Annotated in this window: 16 protein-coding genes; 6 read left to right on the forward strand and 10 right to left on the reverse strand. The window is 65.1% G+C overall.

What is annotated here, in order from left to right; translation table 11 throughout:
- Nucleotides 1-54 precede the first annotated feature (54 nt).
- Nucleotides 55-612, reverse strand: a complete 558-nt coding sequence (locus JJC00_RS35055; RefSeq protein WP_246774033.1) for a ferric reductase-like transmembrane domain-containing protein — start codon at nucleotides 610-612, stop codon at nucleotides 55-57.
- Between the two features lie 74 nt (nucleotides 613-686).
- Entirely contained in the window at nucleotides 687-1,190 is a 504-nt protein-coding gene (locus JJC00_RS35060) for a Twin-arginine translocation pathway signal (protein ID WP_200470288.1), read from the reverse strand.
- Between the two features lie 281 nt (nucleotides 1,191-1,471).
- Between JJC00_RS35060 and JJC00_RS35065 the strand changes: the two genes are divergently transcribed.
- Nucleotides 1,472-2,479, forward strand: a complete 1,008-nt coding sequence (locus tag JJC00_RS35065; RefSeq protein WP_200470289.1) for an LLM class flavin-dependent oxidoreductase — start codon at nucleotides 1,472-1,474, stop codon at nucleotides 2,477-2,479.
- A gap of 170 nt (nucleotides 2,480-2,649) precedes the next feature.
- Here JJC00_RS35065 and JJC00_RS35070 read toward each other — a convergent pair whose 3' ends face one another.
- The 6 genes from JJC00_RS35070 to JJC00_RS35095 are packed head-to-tail and all read right to left on the reverse strand — an operon-like array spanning nucleotide 2,650 to nucleotide 7,259.
- Nucleotides 2,650-3,525, reverse strand: coding sequence for an amidohydrolase family protein (locus JJC00_RS35070; protein WP_200470290.1), 876 nt, complete (start codon nucleotides 3,523-3,525; stop codon nucleotides 2,650-2,652).
- 13 nt (nucleotides 3,526-3,538) lie between these two features.
- Nucleotides 3,539-3,931: a RidA family protein gene (locus tag JJC00_RS35075; protein WP_200470291.1), complete on the reverse strand. Its 393-nt coding sequence runs from the start codon at nucleotides 3,929-3,931 to the stop codon at nucleotides 3,539-3,541.
- 24 nt (nucleotides 3,932-3,955) lie between these two features.
- Nucleotides 3,956-4,759 (reverse strand): 2-oxo-hept-4-ene-1,7-dioate hydratase, encoded by an 804-nt coding sequence (gene hpaH / locus JJC00_RS35080; protein WP_200470292.1) that lies wholly within the window; start codon nucleotides 4,757-4,759, stop codon nucleotides 3,956-3,958.
- A gap of 3 nt (nucleotides 4,760-4,762) precedes the next feature.
- Entirely contained in the window at nucleotides 4,763-5,623 is an 861-nt protein-coding gene (locus JJC00_RS35085) for a fumarylacetoacetate hydrolase family protein (RefSeq protein ID WP_200470293.1), read from the reverse strand.
- 49 nt (nucleotides 5,624-5,672) lie between these two features.
- The gene (locus JJC00_RS35090; protein ID WP_200470294.1) at nucleotides 5,673-6,290 is read right to left on the reverse strand and encodes a flavin reductase family protein; all 618 of its coding nucleotides are present in this window, start codon (nucleotides 6,288-6,290) and stop codon (nucleotides 5,673-5,675) included.
- Between the two features lie 3 nt (nucleotides 6,291-6,293).
- Nucleotides 6,294-7,259 (reverse strand): Bug family tripartite tricarboxylate transporter substrate binding protein, encoded by a 966-nt coding sequence (locus tag JJC00_RS35095; protein WP_200470295.1) that lies wholly within the window; start codon nucleotides 7,257-7,259, stop codon nucleotides 6,294-6,296.
- 129 nt (nucleotides 7,260-7,388) lie between these two features.
- On the opposite strand from JJC00_RS35095, the gene JJC00_RS35100 reads away from it, so the two are divergent.
- The 5 genes from JJC00_RS35100 (at nucleotide 7,389) to JJC00_RS35120 (ending at nucleotide 11,754) form a co-directional block, all read left to right on the forward strand.
- A complete protein-coding gene (locus JJC00_RS35100) occupies nucleotides 7,389-8,189 on the forward strand; it encodes an IclR family transcriptional regulator (RefSeq protein ID WP_200470296.1) in 801 nt (266 codons plus the stop codon).
- A gap of 97 nt (nucleotides 8,190-8,286) precedes the next feature.
- Nucleotides 8,287-9,582: an O-acetylhomoserine aminocarboxypropyltransferase gene (locus tag JJC00_RS35105; RefSeq protein ID WP_200470297.1), complete on the forward strand. Its 1,296-nt coding sequence runs from the start codon at nucleotides 8,287-8,289 to the stop codon at nucleotides 9,580-9,582.
- 4 nt (nucleotides 9,583-9,586) lie between these two features.
- Nucleotides 9,587-10,372, forward strand: coding sequence for an alpha/beta fold hydrolase (locus JJC00_RS35110; RefSeq protein ID WP_200470298.1), 786 nt, complete (start codon nucleotides 9,587-9,589; stop codon nucleotides 10,370-10,372).
- Between the two features lie 65 nt (nucleotides 10,373-10,437).
- Complete coding sequence (locus tag JJC00_RS35115) at nucleotides 10,438-10,941, forward strand: DUF6496 domain-containing protein (protein WP_200470299.1); 504 nt, start codon at nucleotides 10,438-10,440, stop codon at nucleotides 10,939-10,941.
- Nucleotides 10,942-11,022: 81 nt separating this feature from the next.
- Nucleotides 11,023-11,754, forward strand: a complete 732-nt coding sequence (locus tag JJC00_RS35120; RefSeq protein ID WP_200470300.1) for an SDR family NAD(P)-dependent oxidoreductase — start codon at nucleotides 11,023-11,025, stop codon at nucleotides 11,752-11,754.
- Nucleotides 11,755-11,911: 157 nt separating this feature from the next.
- On the opposite strand, the gene JJC00_RS35125 is transcribed toward JJC00_RS35120, so the two are convergent.
- Together JJC00_RS35125 and JJC00_RS35130 are read right to left on the reverse strand one after the other, a co-directional pair.
- Nucleotides 11,912-13,213 (reverse strand): IS4 family transposase, encoded by a 1,302-nt coding sequence (locus JJC00_RS35125; protein ID WP_246774251.1) that lies wholly within the window; start codon nucleotides 13,211-13,213, stop codon nucleotides 11,912-11,914.
- A gap of 202 nt (nucleotides 13,214-13,415) precedes the next feature.
- Nucleotides 13,416-14,027, reverse strand: coding sequence for a pyridoxamine 5'-phosphate oxidase family protein (locus JJC00_RS35130; protein WP_200470301.1), 612 nt, complete (start codon nucleotides 14,025-14,027; stop codon nucleotides 13,416-13,418).
- Between the last annotated feature and the right edge of the window lie 3 nt (nucleotides 14,028-14,030).

The following is a 14,030-nucleotide window of genomic DNA, read 5'->3' on the forward strand; positions in this document are numbered from 1 at the left end:
CGAGAATAGCTTCCGTTGCCGTCAGCGGCAATCAGCCCGCCGGATGAGGTCCACCTACGCCCTCTCGCCGCGCAATGTCCGCCTTCGCCAGAGATCCGCCATGACCTTGATGGTTGCCGCCAGCACAGCGGCGCAAAGCGCCGCCTTCGAGATTGTCTCCATCGTCCCCTCGATCAGCAGGCAATGGACCACGCTGCAGGCGACGATGACGATCGCGAGGGGAATATGGACGATGCGCCAGGTTCGCAGCCGCAATCCCAGGCGCCGGCGCAGTGCAGCCAGAAGCGCGACGGCGAAGATCGCCCACATGGCGATTACGCCAAAGGGAGAGAACGGCGTCGGCGATGCGAAGGTGAGCGCGTCGATCATGTCGGGCGGGCTGGTGATCCAGAGGCCGGCGACATGGATCACCACCGCGACGGCCAGCGTGCCGCCGATCCAGTGATGTGCGCGCCGTCCACGATAGGCCGATAGTCCCGACAAATATCCGCCGATCAGCAGAGGCTGAACCAGCACGAGGCCGAGGGCAACGATGCCCGCGAATCCGGCGAGGATATAGACCGGACCGCGCCATGCAAGCTGCTCGCTCTCTGCAGCGAGCGCGATCGGCACGCCGATGGCCAAAGCAAGGGCGGCCCAGATCAGGGATCTCCACCCTCCTACTAGCCCTTGCACTTGCAACGCGATCAGGCCGGCTGAAGCACGAAGTGCGCCTCGAGGCTGGTTTCCTTTGCGCTCCGCATGATCGGCCGCAGAAAGACGGTTTTGAATTCACCGCTGTCATAGGCGAGGTGGCCATGCGGCTGGCCGAAGATGGGAATGATCTGCGGCATCTCGAGCCGGAACGCGCCGTCCTTGTCGGTCAGCGTGGCGCCGTGACTCTGCGGCTCGTGCTCCTGACCTTCGACCGTGTGTGCCCAGATCTGGATGCGTTGCCCGGCGAGCGGCGCCCCGTCGCCGGCGCGACGCACGGTGCCGCTCATCCAGAAGCCACCCTTCCCGATCCGCTCCACGATCGCCGTACCCTTGCGGTAGTTGTTCGCACCGCCCGTCATCGATTCAGTCGGTGCGAGGCCATCCGCACGGGCCGGCAGCAGCAGGCCGGAAACCCCGGCCGCCAAAACGCCTGTTGCAAGCACGGAGCCGCCGGCGGCGAGGAGGTTGCGGCGGCTGAGTACGACGATCGTCATGTCGGTTCCTCCGGGCGATGGTGGCGGTAGCCTCCACAGGGTACAACAACACGTGCGAAACGCCCAGTTGAGACGAGGGGCGCGACGGGTCGCAATAACAGGGTTGTGAACGGAGGCGCGGCCGCTCAAGCAGCTTTTGTAGGATGGGTAGAGCGAAGCGAAACCCATCGAGGTCTTTTGATGACGAGACATGATGGGTTTCGCAAGTGCTCTACCCATCCTACGCGATGACATTACATGTCATGCTCTCTGACGCGCAGCCCTTCCACTCCGGTGCCCCCATGATCCCCTTCTCCGTGCTCGACCTCGCTCCCATCAAGCAGGGCTCCGACGCCGCGCAAGCGTTTCGCAATTCGGTTGATCTCGCGCAGCATGCGGAGAGCTGGGGTTTTAAGCGGTTCTGGCTGGCCGAGCATCACAACATGACGGGGATCGCGAGCGCAGCGACATCCGTGGTGATCGGGCATGTCGCGGGCGGGACCAAGACGATCCGCGTCGGCTCGGGCGGCGTGATGCTGCCGAACCATTGGCCGCTGGTGATCGCCGAGCAGTTCGGCACGCTGGAGTCGCTCTATCCCGGGCGGATCGATCTCGGCCTCGGTCGCGCGCCGGGCACCGACCAGTTCACGGCGCGGGCGATGCGGCGCGATCTTGCAACCGCTGCCGAAAACTTTCCACATGACGTGCTGGAATTGCAGGCGCTGCTCGGCGACGTGCAGCCAAACCAGGTCATCCGCGCCGTGCCCGGCATGGGGACGAAGGTGCCGCTGTGGATTCTCGGCTCCAGCATGTTCGGCGCGCAGCTCGCGGCGATGCTGGGGCTGCCGTTCGCCTTCGCCTCGCATTTCGCGCCGCAGATGATGATGCCAGCGCTGCGCGAATATCGCGCGCGGTTCGAGCCCTCGGCGCAGCTCGACAAGCCCTATGCGATGGTCGGCGTCAACGTGTTCGCCGCCGACAGCGACCTCGAGGCGCTGCGCATGTTCACCTCACTGCAGCAGCAGTTCATCAACCTGCGCCGCGGCACGCCCGGCCAGCTGCCGCCGCCGGTCGACGACATGGACGCGTTGTGGTCGCCCGCCGAGAAGGCCGGCGTCGGCCAGTCGCTGGCGATCTCCGCGGTCGGCTCGCCCGCAGTGGTCGAGGAGAAGCTGAAGGCAATCATCGCCGACACCGCCGCCGACGAGCTGATGACCACCGGGCAGATCTACGACCACGCCGCGCGGCTGCGCTCATTCGAGATCGCGGCCGAGGTGCGGGATCGGCTGGCGAAGCAGCCAGTGGTGTGAACGCGATGTGTGCGCCCCGATGAAGGTGCGCTCCCTCTCCCGCTTGCGGGGGAGGGCCGGGGAGAGGGTCTTCCCGCGAAGAGACTCCCGATGAGGATAGAGCCCTCACCCCCGCCCTCTCCCGCAAGCGGGAGAGGGAGCCACCGCATTCTTGGCGAGCTTCGAGCCCTCTAATCCGGAAACCCAAACAGCTTCGCCGGATTGTGCACGAGGATCTTTTCCAGCTCCGCCTGGTCGGGCGCGTAGCGGAACATCAGTTCGAGCAGATCGGCGTCATTGGGCGGCTGCTTCACCGAGACCGGATGCGGCCAGTCGCTGGCCCAGACGCAGCGGTCGATGGCGGCCTCGATATAGCTGCGCGCGATCGGGATCACGTCGTCGTAGGGCGGGCCGGCTTGCGAGGTCTTCTCGCCGAGCGAGAGCATGACCCAGAAATTGCCCTTCTTGAGCAGCTCCAGCATCTTGCGCAGGTTCGGGTCGTCCTTGCCATTCGCGGGCACGGGCCGCGCCATGTGATCGATCAGCACGGGGACGTCGAGGTTCTCGTATTTGGCGACGCTGGAGACGATGCCGTCCTTCTCGGGCTGGATCTTCACATACCAGCCGAGCTCGCGGATGCGTGCGATGGCACGGGCGAAATCCGCATCCGACAGCACGGCGCCCAGCTCCTGCCGAAAACTGAAGCGCGCGCCGCGCACGCCCGCGTCATGCAGCTTGGCGAGATAGGAGTCGCTTGCCTCCGCGAACACCAGCGCGTTGGCGCAGCCGCGATAGTTCGGGCCCATCGCGGCGAGGCCGTCGAGCACGACAGAATGGTCGGCGCCATAGGTCGTGGTCTGCACGATGATGCCGCGCTCGATGCCGAGCGTCTTGTGCACGCGCAGCGCCGCTTCCCAGGTCGCCGTCGGCATCCGATAGGCCGCACCCGGACGCTCTGGATATTTGTCCACGGGACCGAGCACGTGAAACTGGCTGTCGACGGTTCTCGGCGGCGGCGCCTTGACCGGACGGCGCGGGTTCGGATCGAACGGCAGATAGGTCGGCATGCGCAAAACTGCCTCAGTCGATCACGGCGGTGAAGTCGCATTGCACCAGCGCGCCGCCATCCATGTTGTCCATCGGCAGCGCGTGACGCGCCGGGCGCGAATGCTCGTCCGGAAACATCTTGAGCCATTCGACATTGACCGGGCCGCGCTGCGTGCGGTCCTTCAGCCAGACCGTCATCTTGATGATGTCGTCGGTGTTGCCGCCGGCGGCCTCTACCGTTGCCTTCATATGCGCGAACATGTTGGCGCACTGCGCGTCGAGGCTCTCGGGCATCACACCGGCTGCATCGCGGCCGAGGATGACGCCTGACATCACGAGATCGCCGATGCGGCAGGCGTTCGGAATCGGATTGGCGTGCTTGAAGCCGCCGATCTGGATGCTCTTGCGGCGCGTAGGGTCTGACATGGTGCGCTTCCTCTTATTGTTGGTTCAGACGAACTGGCACGACACCGAGCCGAAGGCGCCATAATCAGCGTGGAAGGTGTCGCCGCGGCGGATATCGACGGGACGCGTGAACGATCCCGCCAGCACGATTTCGCCGGCGGCGAGATGCTCGTCATGCGGCGCGAGGCGGTTGGCGAGCCAGGCGATGCCGTTGGCGGGATGGTTGAGCACGCCGGCGGCAAGCCCGGTCTCCTCGACCTCGCCATTGCGAAACAGCAGGGCGCCAATCCAGCGCATGTCCGCGTCCATGGGGCGGAACGGCCGGCCGCCGAGCACCAGCGCCGCATTGGCGGCGTTGTCGGAGATCGTGTCCATGACCTTGCGCGCTTTCCCGGTCTCGGGATCGACGCGGTGCATGCGCGTCTCCAAGATCTCGAGCGCGGGCGTGACGTAGTCGGTGGCGTTGAGCACGTCGAAGATGGTGCAATCAGGCCCGCGCAGCGGCGCCTTCAGCACGAAGGCGAGCTCGACCTCGATCCGCGGCGCGTGGAAGCGGTCGAACGGAATCGGTGTGGCGTCGGCATAGAACATGTCGGCGAACAGCACGCCGTAGTCGGGCTCGGCGATGCCGACCGCATTCTGCATCGCCTTCGAGGTCAGGCCGATCTTGTGGCCCTTGATGACGCGGCCGCGGCCAAGCTGAAGTCTTGTCCAGGCGCGCTGGACCGCGTAGGCATCCTCGATGCTGAAGCCCGGATAGTCCTTCGAGAACATCGGGATCAGCACTTTGGTGCGCTCGGCCTCGTCCAGCCGCGCGGCAAGGCGTTCGATCGTAGTGCTATCGAGCATGGCCTACTGCTCCGCCGCGACGGTATTGCGGAGCACGCCGATGCGGCTGGACTCGACCTCGACGACGTCGCCAACCTTCAGCCAGCGCGGCGGATCGAAGCGCGCGCCTGCGCCGGTCGGCGTGCCCGTCACGATCATGTCGCCGGGCTTGAGCGTGGCGAAGGTGGAGAGATAGGAGATCAGAAAGTCGAACGGGAACATCAGCCGTTCGGTCGTGTCCTGCTGCCGCACCTCGCCATTGACGCGCGTGACGATGTCATGCGGCCCGCGCGGGTCGAGCTCGTCCGCGGTGACGATCCACGGGCCGATGCTGCCGGAGCGATCAAAATTCTTGCCCTGCGTCACGTTGAACTTGCCGTGGCGCAGCCAGTCGCGAATCGTGCCTTCGTTGCACAGCGTCATGCCGAAGATGTGCGACCAGGCCTTTTCGCGCGGAATGTGGCGGCCGCCCAGGCCGATCACGATGACGAGCTCGCCCTCGTAGTCGAGCTGGTCCGACACGTGCGGCTTCTCGAGCGGCTGGCCGGAACCTGATATCGACGACATGCTGCGCACGAACAGGCTCGGATATTTTGGCAGGTCCGAATTGTCTCTATATTCGGCGTTGCGCTCGGCGTAGTTGACGCCGATGCACCAGAGTTTTTCGGGCGCCAGCACCGGCGGCAGCAGCGTGAGCCTCTCCAGCGCATAATCAGGCTTCTGACCGGCCACCGCCTCCTGCGCCTCGGCCAGCGCGTTGGCCGCGATCAGCGCCTTCACATCGGAGAAGTCGCGGCCGATCCGCGTGGTCAGATCGACGACACCGCCATCAACAGCCGCGCCGTAGCGCGGCTCTCCGTCCACCAGATAGCTCAACAGTCGCATCGTCGTTCTCCAATGGTCTTCAGGCGGCGTACGCAAGGCGTCCGCACGCTCAGTCCTTCGATTTGGGAGTCTGGAATACGGTGTTCAGCGTCACGATCTCGCCGAGGGGGGCATAACGGGGACCGCCGATACGCGCGATCGGGTCGAGTGCTTTGGTTTCGACCTTGCCGTCATTGACGAGCCCGTCGCGGATGTGGAACATCACGACCTCGCCGACGATCAGCCGGCTGCGCGCCTCGCCGAACTCCAGACATTGCCGGAACACGCATTCCATCGCGACGGGTGCTGCTGCGAGCCTGCGCACCTTGATGCGCTCGCAGTCAAGCGTCTCCAGCCCGAGATGCTCGACCTCGCTGATTTCAGGCGGATGCTCGACGGAGCTGTCGTGCACCGCATTCATCAGCGGCGTATCGGCGATGTGGATCACGTATTCCTCGGTGTCGAGGATGTTGTGCGCGGTGTCCTTGTAGTCGGCGCCCTTGCGGCCGACGCTGATGGCGAGCATCGGCGGCTTCTGCGAGACGAAGGTGAAGGCGCTGAACGGCGCAAGGTTGAGCACGCCGCTGCGTGATAGGCTGGTCACCCAGGCGATCGGGCGCGGCACCACGATGCCGGTCATCAGCCGGTAGATGCGCTCGGCGCCGAGCTCGGTGGGGTCGATCCGCATCGCTCAGTCAGCCTTGATGTTGGCCTTGCGCACGACCGGAATCCACTTGGCGTCCTCGCGGTCGAGATAAGCCCGGAATTCGTCCGGCGTCATCGCGACGGCTTCGCCGCCGAGCTTGTCGAACTTGTCGACCACGCCGGGGTCCTTCAGGATCGCGACCAGCGTTTCGTGCAGCTTGTCCACGATCGGTGCGGGTGTGCCCGTGGGCGCGAACATGCCGGTAAAGGTCTGGCCGTCAAAATCCTTGTAGCCGAGCTCGGCGAAGGTCGGCACGTCAGGCAGCGACTTCAGGCGATGCGGACTGGTGACCGCAAGCGCGCGGAACAGGCCGGCCTTGATGTGCTGGAGGCTGACCGTGAGCTGGTCGAAGGCGAACTGCACCTGGCCGCCGAGCAAATCGTTGATCGCCGGCGCGTTGCCGCGATAATGCGCGGTGACCCATTGCAGGTCGAGGCTCGACTGCATCAGCTCGCTGAGCAGGTGGTTGGTGGTGCCGGGGCCGGGCGAGGCCATGGTCAGCTTGCCGGGCTCGCGCTTGGCGAGGTCGACGAATTCCTTGAAGGTCGTGGCCTGCACCGACGGATGGACTTCGAGCACCAGCGGCGTCATCGAGATGGTCGAGATCGGCAGGAAATCCTTCTTCCAGTTATAGGCATCGCGCTTGTTGATCTCGGTCGCGAACAGCACCGGGCCGTTGGCGCCGACGAACAGCGTGTAGCCGTCGGGCGCCGATTTCGCGAAAGCTTCGCCCGCGATCATGCCGCCGGCGCCAGCCTTGTTCTCGATGATGAAGGGCTGGCCGAGCTTTTCCTGGAGCTTGTCGGCGATGATGCGCGCCGCGCTGTCGACATTGCCGCCGGCCGGGTAAGGCACGATCAGCTTGACGCTGCGGGCCGGCCATTGTTGCGCCGACGCCGGTCCCGCCAGCATTGCCGCGACAGCAGCGATGGCAATCCAGATTAATCTCATGTTAACCTCCCGGCGGCGCTTCCAATTTCAAATCGAGTGCCGTGACGTCGCAGGGCATTCCCGACTGGATCGCAATCTCCAGATGCGGGCTTTACCTGTCGAGCGAATTGTGGCGTTCTTGTCCATATTATGGACAGGACATCCGCAAGGTCTGCGCACGTGACAGAACCGCGGCAGGGCGCGCAGGCAATCCGGCGCGCGCTCTCGGTGCTGCGTATTCTTGCCGCAGGCCGCGAAGACGGTGTGCCATTGGCCGAGGTCGTGCAGGCCACCGGCCTCACGCGCCCAACCGTCCACCGCATCGTTCACGTGCTGATCGAGGAGGGCATCGTCGAGCGGCACGGCAGGACCGGCCGCTACGCGATCGGCAACCAGGTGCCGGAGCTGGCGCTCGCGCGCCCCCGGCCCTCGCCACTGCTGGTCGCCGCAGGTTCTTCGCTGCGACGCGCCTCCGCCGAGATCGGCGACACGCTGTTCCTGACGGTGCGAACCGGCAACGACACGCTGTGCGTCGATCGCAGGATCGGCGCCTATCCGATCCAGGTGCTGTCGATCGAGGTCGGTGCCCGCCGCCCGCTCGGCGTCTCCAGCGCCGGCGTCGCCATCCTCGCCGCGCTACCGGCGCATGACGCGCGAAAGGTCGTCGCGGCGAATGAGAAGCGGTTCGAGGCCTATCGGACCGACGCCGCAACGGTGATCGCCCAGGTCACCGCGGCGCGGCGGTGCGGATATGGCATGCGGGAGATTGGTCTCGTCCAGGGCACGAAATCGATCTCGACCTGGATCAAGACCCCCGACGGACGCCCTGCGGCTGCGATGACCGTCTCCGCCGTTCGGACGAGGCTCGGCCCGCGCCGCGAGCAGGAGGTTGCGGAGATCTTGTTGCGCGAGACCCGCGCGATCGAGCGGGCCATCGGCACGAGTGTCTAGCGCTGCGTGAGCTCGCCTGACGCTGTCAATGGGCTGACGTGGCGGGCGTTTTTGTGGCACAAGGGCCGCCATCGCCGACCGACCAACGAGGCCACGCATGCCCGCGCCAAAACCGCCCGCCTTCGAGACCCTGAGCCTGCATGCGGGCCAGCATCCGGATCCCGCGACCGGCGCCCGCGCGGTGCCGATCTATCAGACCACGTCCTACGTGTTCCAGGATTCCGATCATGCGGCGGCGCTGTTCAATCTGGAGCGCGCCGGCCACATCTATACGCGCATCTCCAACCCCACCACCGGCGTGCTGGAAGAGCGGCTCGCGGCGCTGGAAGGCGGTGTCGGTGCGATCTGCACCGCGAGCGGCATGGCCGCGCTGCATCTGGCCATCGCGACGCTGCTCAACGCCGGCGACCACATCGTGGCGTCGAGCTCGCTCTATGGCGGCACCATCAATCTGCTGGCGCACACGCTGCCGCGCTTCGGCATCACCACGACCTTCGTGAAGCCGCGCGATCTCGATGCGTTCCGGAAAGCGATCAAGCCGAACACGAAACTCGTCATCGGCGAGACGATCGGCAATCCCGGGCTCGAAGTGCTGGATATCCCGAAGGTCGCGGCGATCGCGCATGACGCAAAAATTCCGCTGCTGATCGACAACACCTTTGCCACGCCCTATCTCAGCCGACCGATCGAGCTCGGCGCCGACATCATCATGCATTCGGCGACCAAATGGATCGGCGGCCACGGCATCGCGATCGGCGGCGCCATCGTCGATGGCGGCCGCTTCGACTGGCGCGGCTCCGGCAAATTCGGCGTGTTGACCGAGCCCTATGGCGGCTATCACGGCATCGTCTTCGACGAGCAGTTCGGCACAGCGGCTTTCATCATGCGCGCGCGCACCGAAGGCTTGCGCGATTTCGGCGCCTGCCTGTCGCCGACCAACGCGTTCCAGTTGTTGCAGGGCGTCGAGACGCTCGGCGTGCGCATGGACCGTCACATCCAGAACACGCATCTGGTGCTGGAGGCGCTGAAGTCCAACAAGGCCGTGGACTGGGTGCTGCATCCGTCGCTGGAGAACCATCCCGACTATCAGCTCGCGAAGACATTGCTGCCGCGCGGCGCGGGCTCGATCGTCTCCTTCGGCATCAAGGGCGGCCGGCCCGCGGGGTGCAAGTTCATCGAGTCTTTGCGCATGATCAGCCATCTCGCCAATGTCGGCGACGCCAAGACGCTGGTGATCCACCCGGCCTCGACCACGCATCAGCAGATGGATGCCGAGCAGCTCAAGGCCGCCGGCATCGGCGAGGAGCTGGTGCGGCTGTCGGTGGGCATCGAGACGGCCAGCGACATCATCGACGATCTCGCGCAGGCACTGCGCATCTCGCAGAAGGTTTGACACGATGAACTTCTCCGTCAACGGCGCCGAGGTATTTGCCGCGACCGGCGGCCGCGAATTCGACAAGTCCTTGCCTGCGGTCGTCTTCATCCACGGCGCCGGTTTTGATCATTCGACCTGGGCGCTGCATACGCGCTGGTTCGCCCATCATGGCTTTTCCGTTCTCGCTCCGGATTTGCCCGGTCACGGCCGCTCGGCAGGTCCGTCGCTATCAAGCATCGCCGACATGGCCGACTGGACGGCCGCGCTGCTCGATGCGGCAGGCGCTGCGAAGGCGCATCTGATCGGCCATTCCATGGGATCGCTGATCTCGCTGGAGACCGCGGCACGTCACCCCGACAAGGTCTGGGCGCTGAGCCTGATCGGCACCGCAGCGACCATGACGGTCGGAACGGAACTCCTTAAGGCCGCCGAAGCCAACGAGCAGGACGCCAACGACATGGTGTCGATCTGGGGCCTTGGTTTCAAGGCCGAGCTCGGCGGCAGCCTCGCGCCGGGCCTGTGGATGCATGGCGGCGCGCAGGCCGTGTTGAAGCATTGCGAGCCGGGCGTGCTGTTCAGGGATTTGTCGGCCTGCAACGCCTATGCGAACGCGCTCACCGCCGCCGCTACCGTCAAAGTGCCGACCACCCTCATCCTCGGCGAGCGGGACATGATGACGCCCGTGAAGGCGGGCAAGGCGCTCGCCGCGGCGATCCCGCATGCGAAGACCATCGTGGTGCCGGGCGCCGGCCACATGATCATAGCCGAACGCCCGGATGAATTGCTAGCGGCGTTGAGGGGCGGATAGGATCAATCTCCGCGCTGGTGCGTTGTGGTCGGCCATCCCTGCGATTCGAAAAGGGAACTCGACCCATGCCAAGACAAGAAATCATCCGCAAAGCCCGGCAAGACAAGCGTGCCGGCAAATCGGCCACCACGCAGGCCGGCGAATTCGTCAAGGACGAGATCGACAAGATCAGGCAAGGCAAGCACGGCGCGCGTTCGACCAGGCAAGCCATTGCTATCGGCCTGTCCGAGGCGCGGCGCGCCGGTGTCGATCTGCCGCCGCCGCGCAAAGGGCGTACCAAGAAGTCGACGCGCCGCAGCGCCAAATATGCCTACGAGGTTGGCCAGGGCAAACGCACCCCGAAGCGCCGGCCGCGCGTGTCGCGGGCCGTCGAAGGCGTCTTGAAGAAAGAGCCGCGCTCGACTGCGTCGCGCAGCGCGCTCTCGAAGCAGGGCAAGCGTGCTGCGAGTGGTCGAACCGCCGCCTCGCGCTCGGCTGCCGCACGGAAGGCGAGCCAGACCAAGGGCGCCAAGGTCCGCTCCGCCGCCGCAAAGAAGGCGGCGCGCACCAGGACCCGCCGGCGAAGTTGATCTCGTGTAGCGGCCTTGTGAGTTGAACGCGAGCGGCTGTCGGCTGACGATCCGGTCGCCACTGGATCGATCGGAGCTTTCATGTCAGAGACTCTCAAGGGACGCGTCGCGCTCGTCACCGGTGGCTCGCGCGGGATAGGCGCGGCCATCTGTCGCGCGCTGGCGGACGCTGGTGCCGCCGTGGCGATCAACTGCCGCGAGCGGATGGAGCAGGCCGCGCAATTGGCCCACGAGATCGGCAAGCAGGGCGGCCGCGCCATTGTCGTCACCGCCGACGTCTCGCAGCGTGAGCAGGTAGCCGGAATGGTGCACGGGGTTACGGCCGAACTCGGCCCCGTCGACATTCTCGTCAACAACGCCGGCATCGCCATCACGCGCGGCGTCGACGATCTCACCGAAGACGATTTCGACCGCACCATCCTGGTCAATCTGAAATCGGCCTTCCTGTGCACGCAGGCGACACTGCCATCGATGCGAGCGCGAAAGTGGGGCCGCATCGTCAACATCTCCTCGGGTGCCGCGCGCGGCGCCGGTTCGATCGGTCCGCACTACAATGCCTCCAAGGCCGGCATGGAGGGGCTTACGCGCGGCTACGCGGCGCGTCTGGTGAAGGAGGGCATCACCGTCAATGCGGTAGCGCCCTCGCTGATCGAGACCGACATGATGAGCGGCCAGCCGCAACTCATCAGCCGCATCCCGCTCGGTCGCTTCGGCACCGCGGATGAGGTGGCGAAAGCCGTGATGCTGCTGGTCGACAACGCCTACATGACCGGACAGACGGTGGCCCTGAGTGGGGGGATGGCGTTTAATTAGAGGCGAGATGTGGCCCTTCCCTTCTCTCCCTGTGGGAGAAGGTGGCGCGAAGCGCCGGATGCGGGGTATCTGTCCGCGAGTCCAACTATGCGATGAGTTCGCGGAGAGACACCCCTCACCCGCCGCTCTCGCGGCGAGCCACCCTCTCCCACAGTGGCTAGCGTGAGCACACATCTTGGTCGAGGAAGTATCCTTCGGCAATGGCATTGAAGCGTGTGAGGCCGTGGGACATTGTAATTGGCCCTGTGGATCGCTCGCTTTCATAACCTGTCCATCCGCCGAGGCGAGCGATCGTCCAGGCGGCCCAGGCAAGGCTTTGGGGCGGATATGGGTTCTGCTGCTTGATCGTGCGACCTTGGAGTTTGTCCTGGAGCGCTTCGAGGACTTCGATCTGTCTGTCGTCGAAGACGTGACTGGCGGGCTGGTCATGGTGGGGAGCGGCACGTGCGAGCACGAGTTGCATGCTGGTCGTTGCGCCAATCAATGCGATGACGGCGAGTTTTTCCAGAGCCTCACCGTCTTCGGCGACGCTCTCTTCGATCTTCAGTCCCTGGCTCTTCACGGTCCGGAACAGCTGCTCGATGTGCCAGCGCTGCCGATACCAGCCTATGACAGTCAGCGCCTGTGCGGCGGTATCGACGGCATGGGTGGTCAGCAAGCGCCAGTGGACCGGCGTTTCCTTGGCGGGCGGATCGCGCTCGATGACCTCGATGGCGGACAATTCGATCTCCTCCGGGGCATCCCGGTCGGAGCAGGATTGCGGGCGGCGGATTCGGACGCGCCCGAAGCGCACGGTCAGGCGGGCCTGCCGCGCCTGACGCTTTTTGCCAGGCCGCGCCGGCAGATCAAGCGAGTAGCTGTGCCTTTCGGGCAGTTCCGCCATGGCTGCAAACAACGTCCCGCCATCGACCATCGCGCGGTCGCGGCAGGCGCGCGTCAGAAGCTCGGTGCGCCGGTCCGGCAGACGAGCCCATTTCTCGTAGATGTCGCCTTCGCGGTCATCGATCACCGTGACCCGGACGGCCTTGCCCAGCGCCGCCTTGGCGCGTTGAGGACCCTTGAGCCAGCGGTAGGACTCCTTTTCCTCGATCGGCTGCTTGCGATAATCCTTGCTCTTGGCCTTCAAGCGCCGCCAGACCTGGACGTCAAGCAGACCGAGACAATGTCCATGCTCGGCGTCTACCGCCAGCATCGGATGCACGAACAACCCGACATCGCGGCCATTGCCGACGGTGCCAAGGCCGCGTTTGCGTTCGCGCTGGCTCTCATAATTGATTTCGCTGGTATCTTGGATCACCAGCACATGACGATCGGCGCTGGCCTCGGCTACCCGTGCTCTCTGATGCAGCACCATCTTCGAGACTGTGACCCGATCGTTCAGCACAAACCGGCGGAATGCGACTTGCTCGGCACGCGTGTCGCCAAGTTGACGCAGGCAGATCGTCTGCCGATCCGACACGCGCTGCAACAGCCGCGCGCCGTTTTTTTAAGACGCGCGTCGCCAAAATGCCCAAGATTCATCTCCGCCACCGCCTTCTCGTGAGAATCGCGACAGCAGATAAAGAATCACATCGGATTCCCTCCGCTCAAGTCCCAAATGCTTGATAAATCGCGGAAAGATGTGTGCTCACGCTAGCCCACAGTGGGGAGAGGGGAAGAGCTCACCACATCGTCGCGGCCGCGCGCTCCGGCCAGACGCGGTCATACTCGGCGCCGCCGACCTTGTTCTGGCTCATCTCGGCGAGGATCTGGCCTGGCGTCGGCAAGGTCTTCGGGTCGATGCGCTTGTCGGGATTCCAGAGGTCGGCGCGGACGATGGCGCGGGCGCACTGGAAGTAGATCTCTTCCACATTCATCACCATGACGCTGCGCGGCGCTTTGCCCTCGATCTTGAACGAAGAGAGCAGCTGCGGATCCACTGAGAGATGCGCGCGGCCGTTGGCGCGGACCGCGTTGCCCGACCCCGGAATCAGGAACATCAGCGACACCCGGGGGTCACGCACGATGTTGCGCAAGGAGTCGATCCGGTTGTTGCCGCGGCGATCCGGCAGCATCAGCGTGTTGGGATCGTGGATGCGAACAAAGCCGGGGAGATCGCCGCGCGGCGAGCAGTCGATGCCCTCGGGCCCGATGGTGGCGAGCGCGGCAAACGGCGCCTTCTCGATGAAGATGCGGTAGAGCGGGGTGACGTGGTCGGCGACTTTCACGATCGAGGCGTCATTGGTGGCGCCGTAGATGGCCTCTAGCTGTTCGACCGTTTCGATCACCGACATTCC

The organism is Bradyrhizobium diazoefficiens (assembly GCF_016616885.1).
GTDB classification, from domain to species: domain Bacteria; phylum Pseudomonadota; class Alphaproteobacteria; order Rhizobiales; family Xanthobacteraceae; genus Bradyrhizobium; species Bradyrhizobium diazoefficiens_F.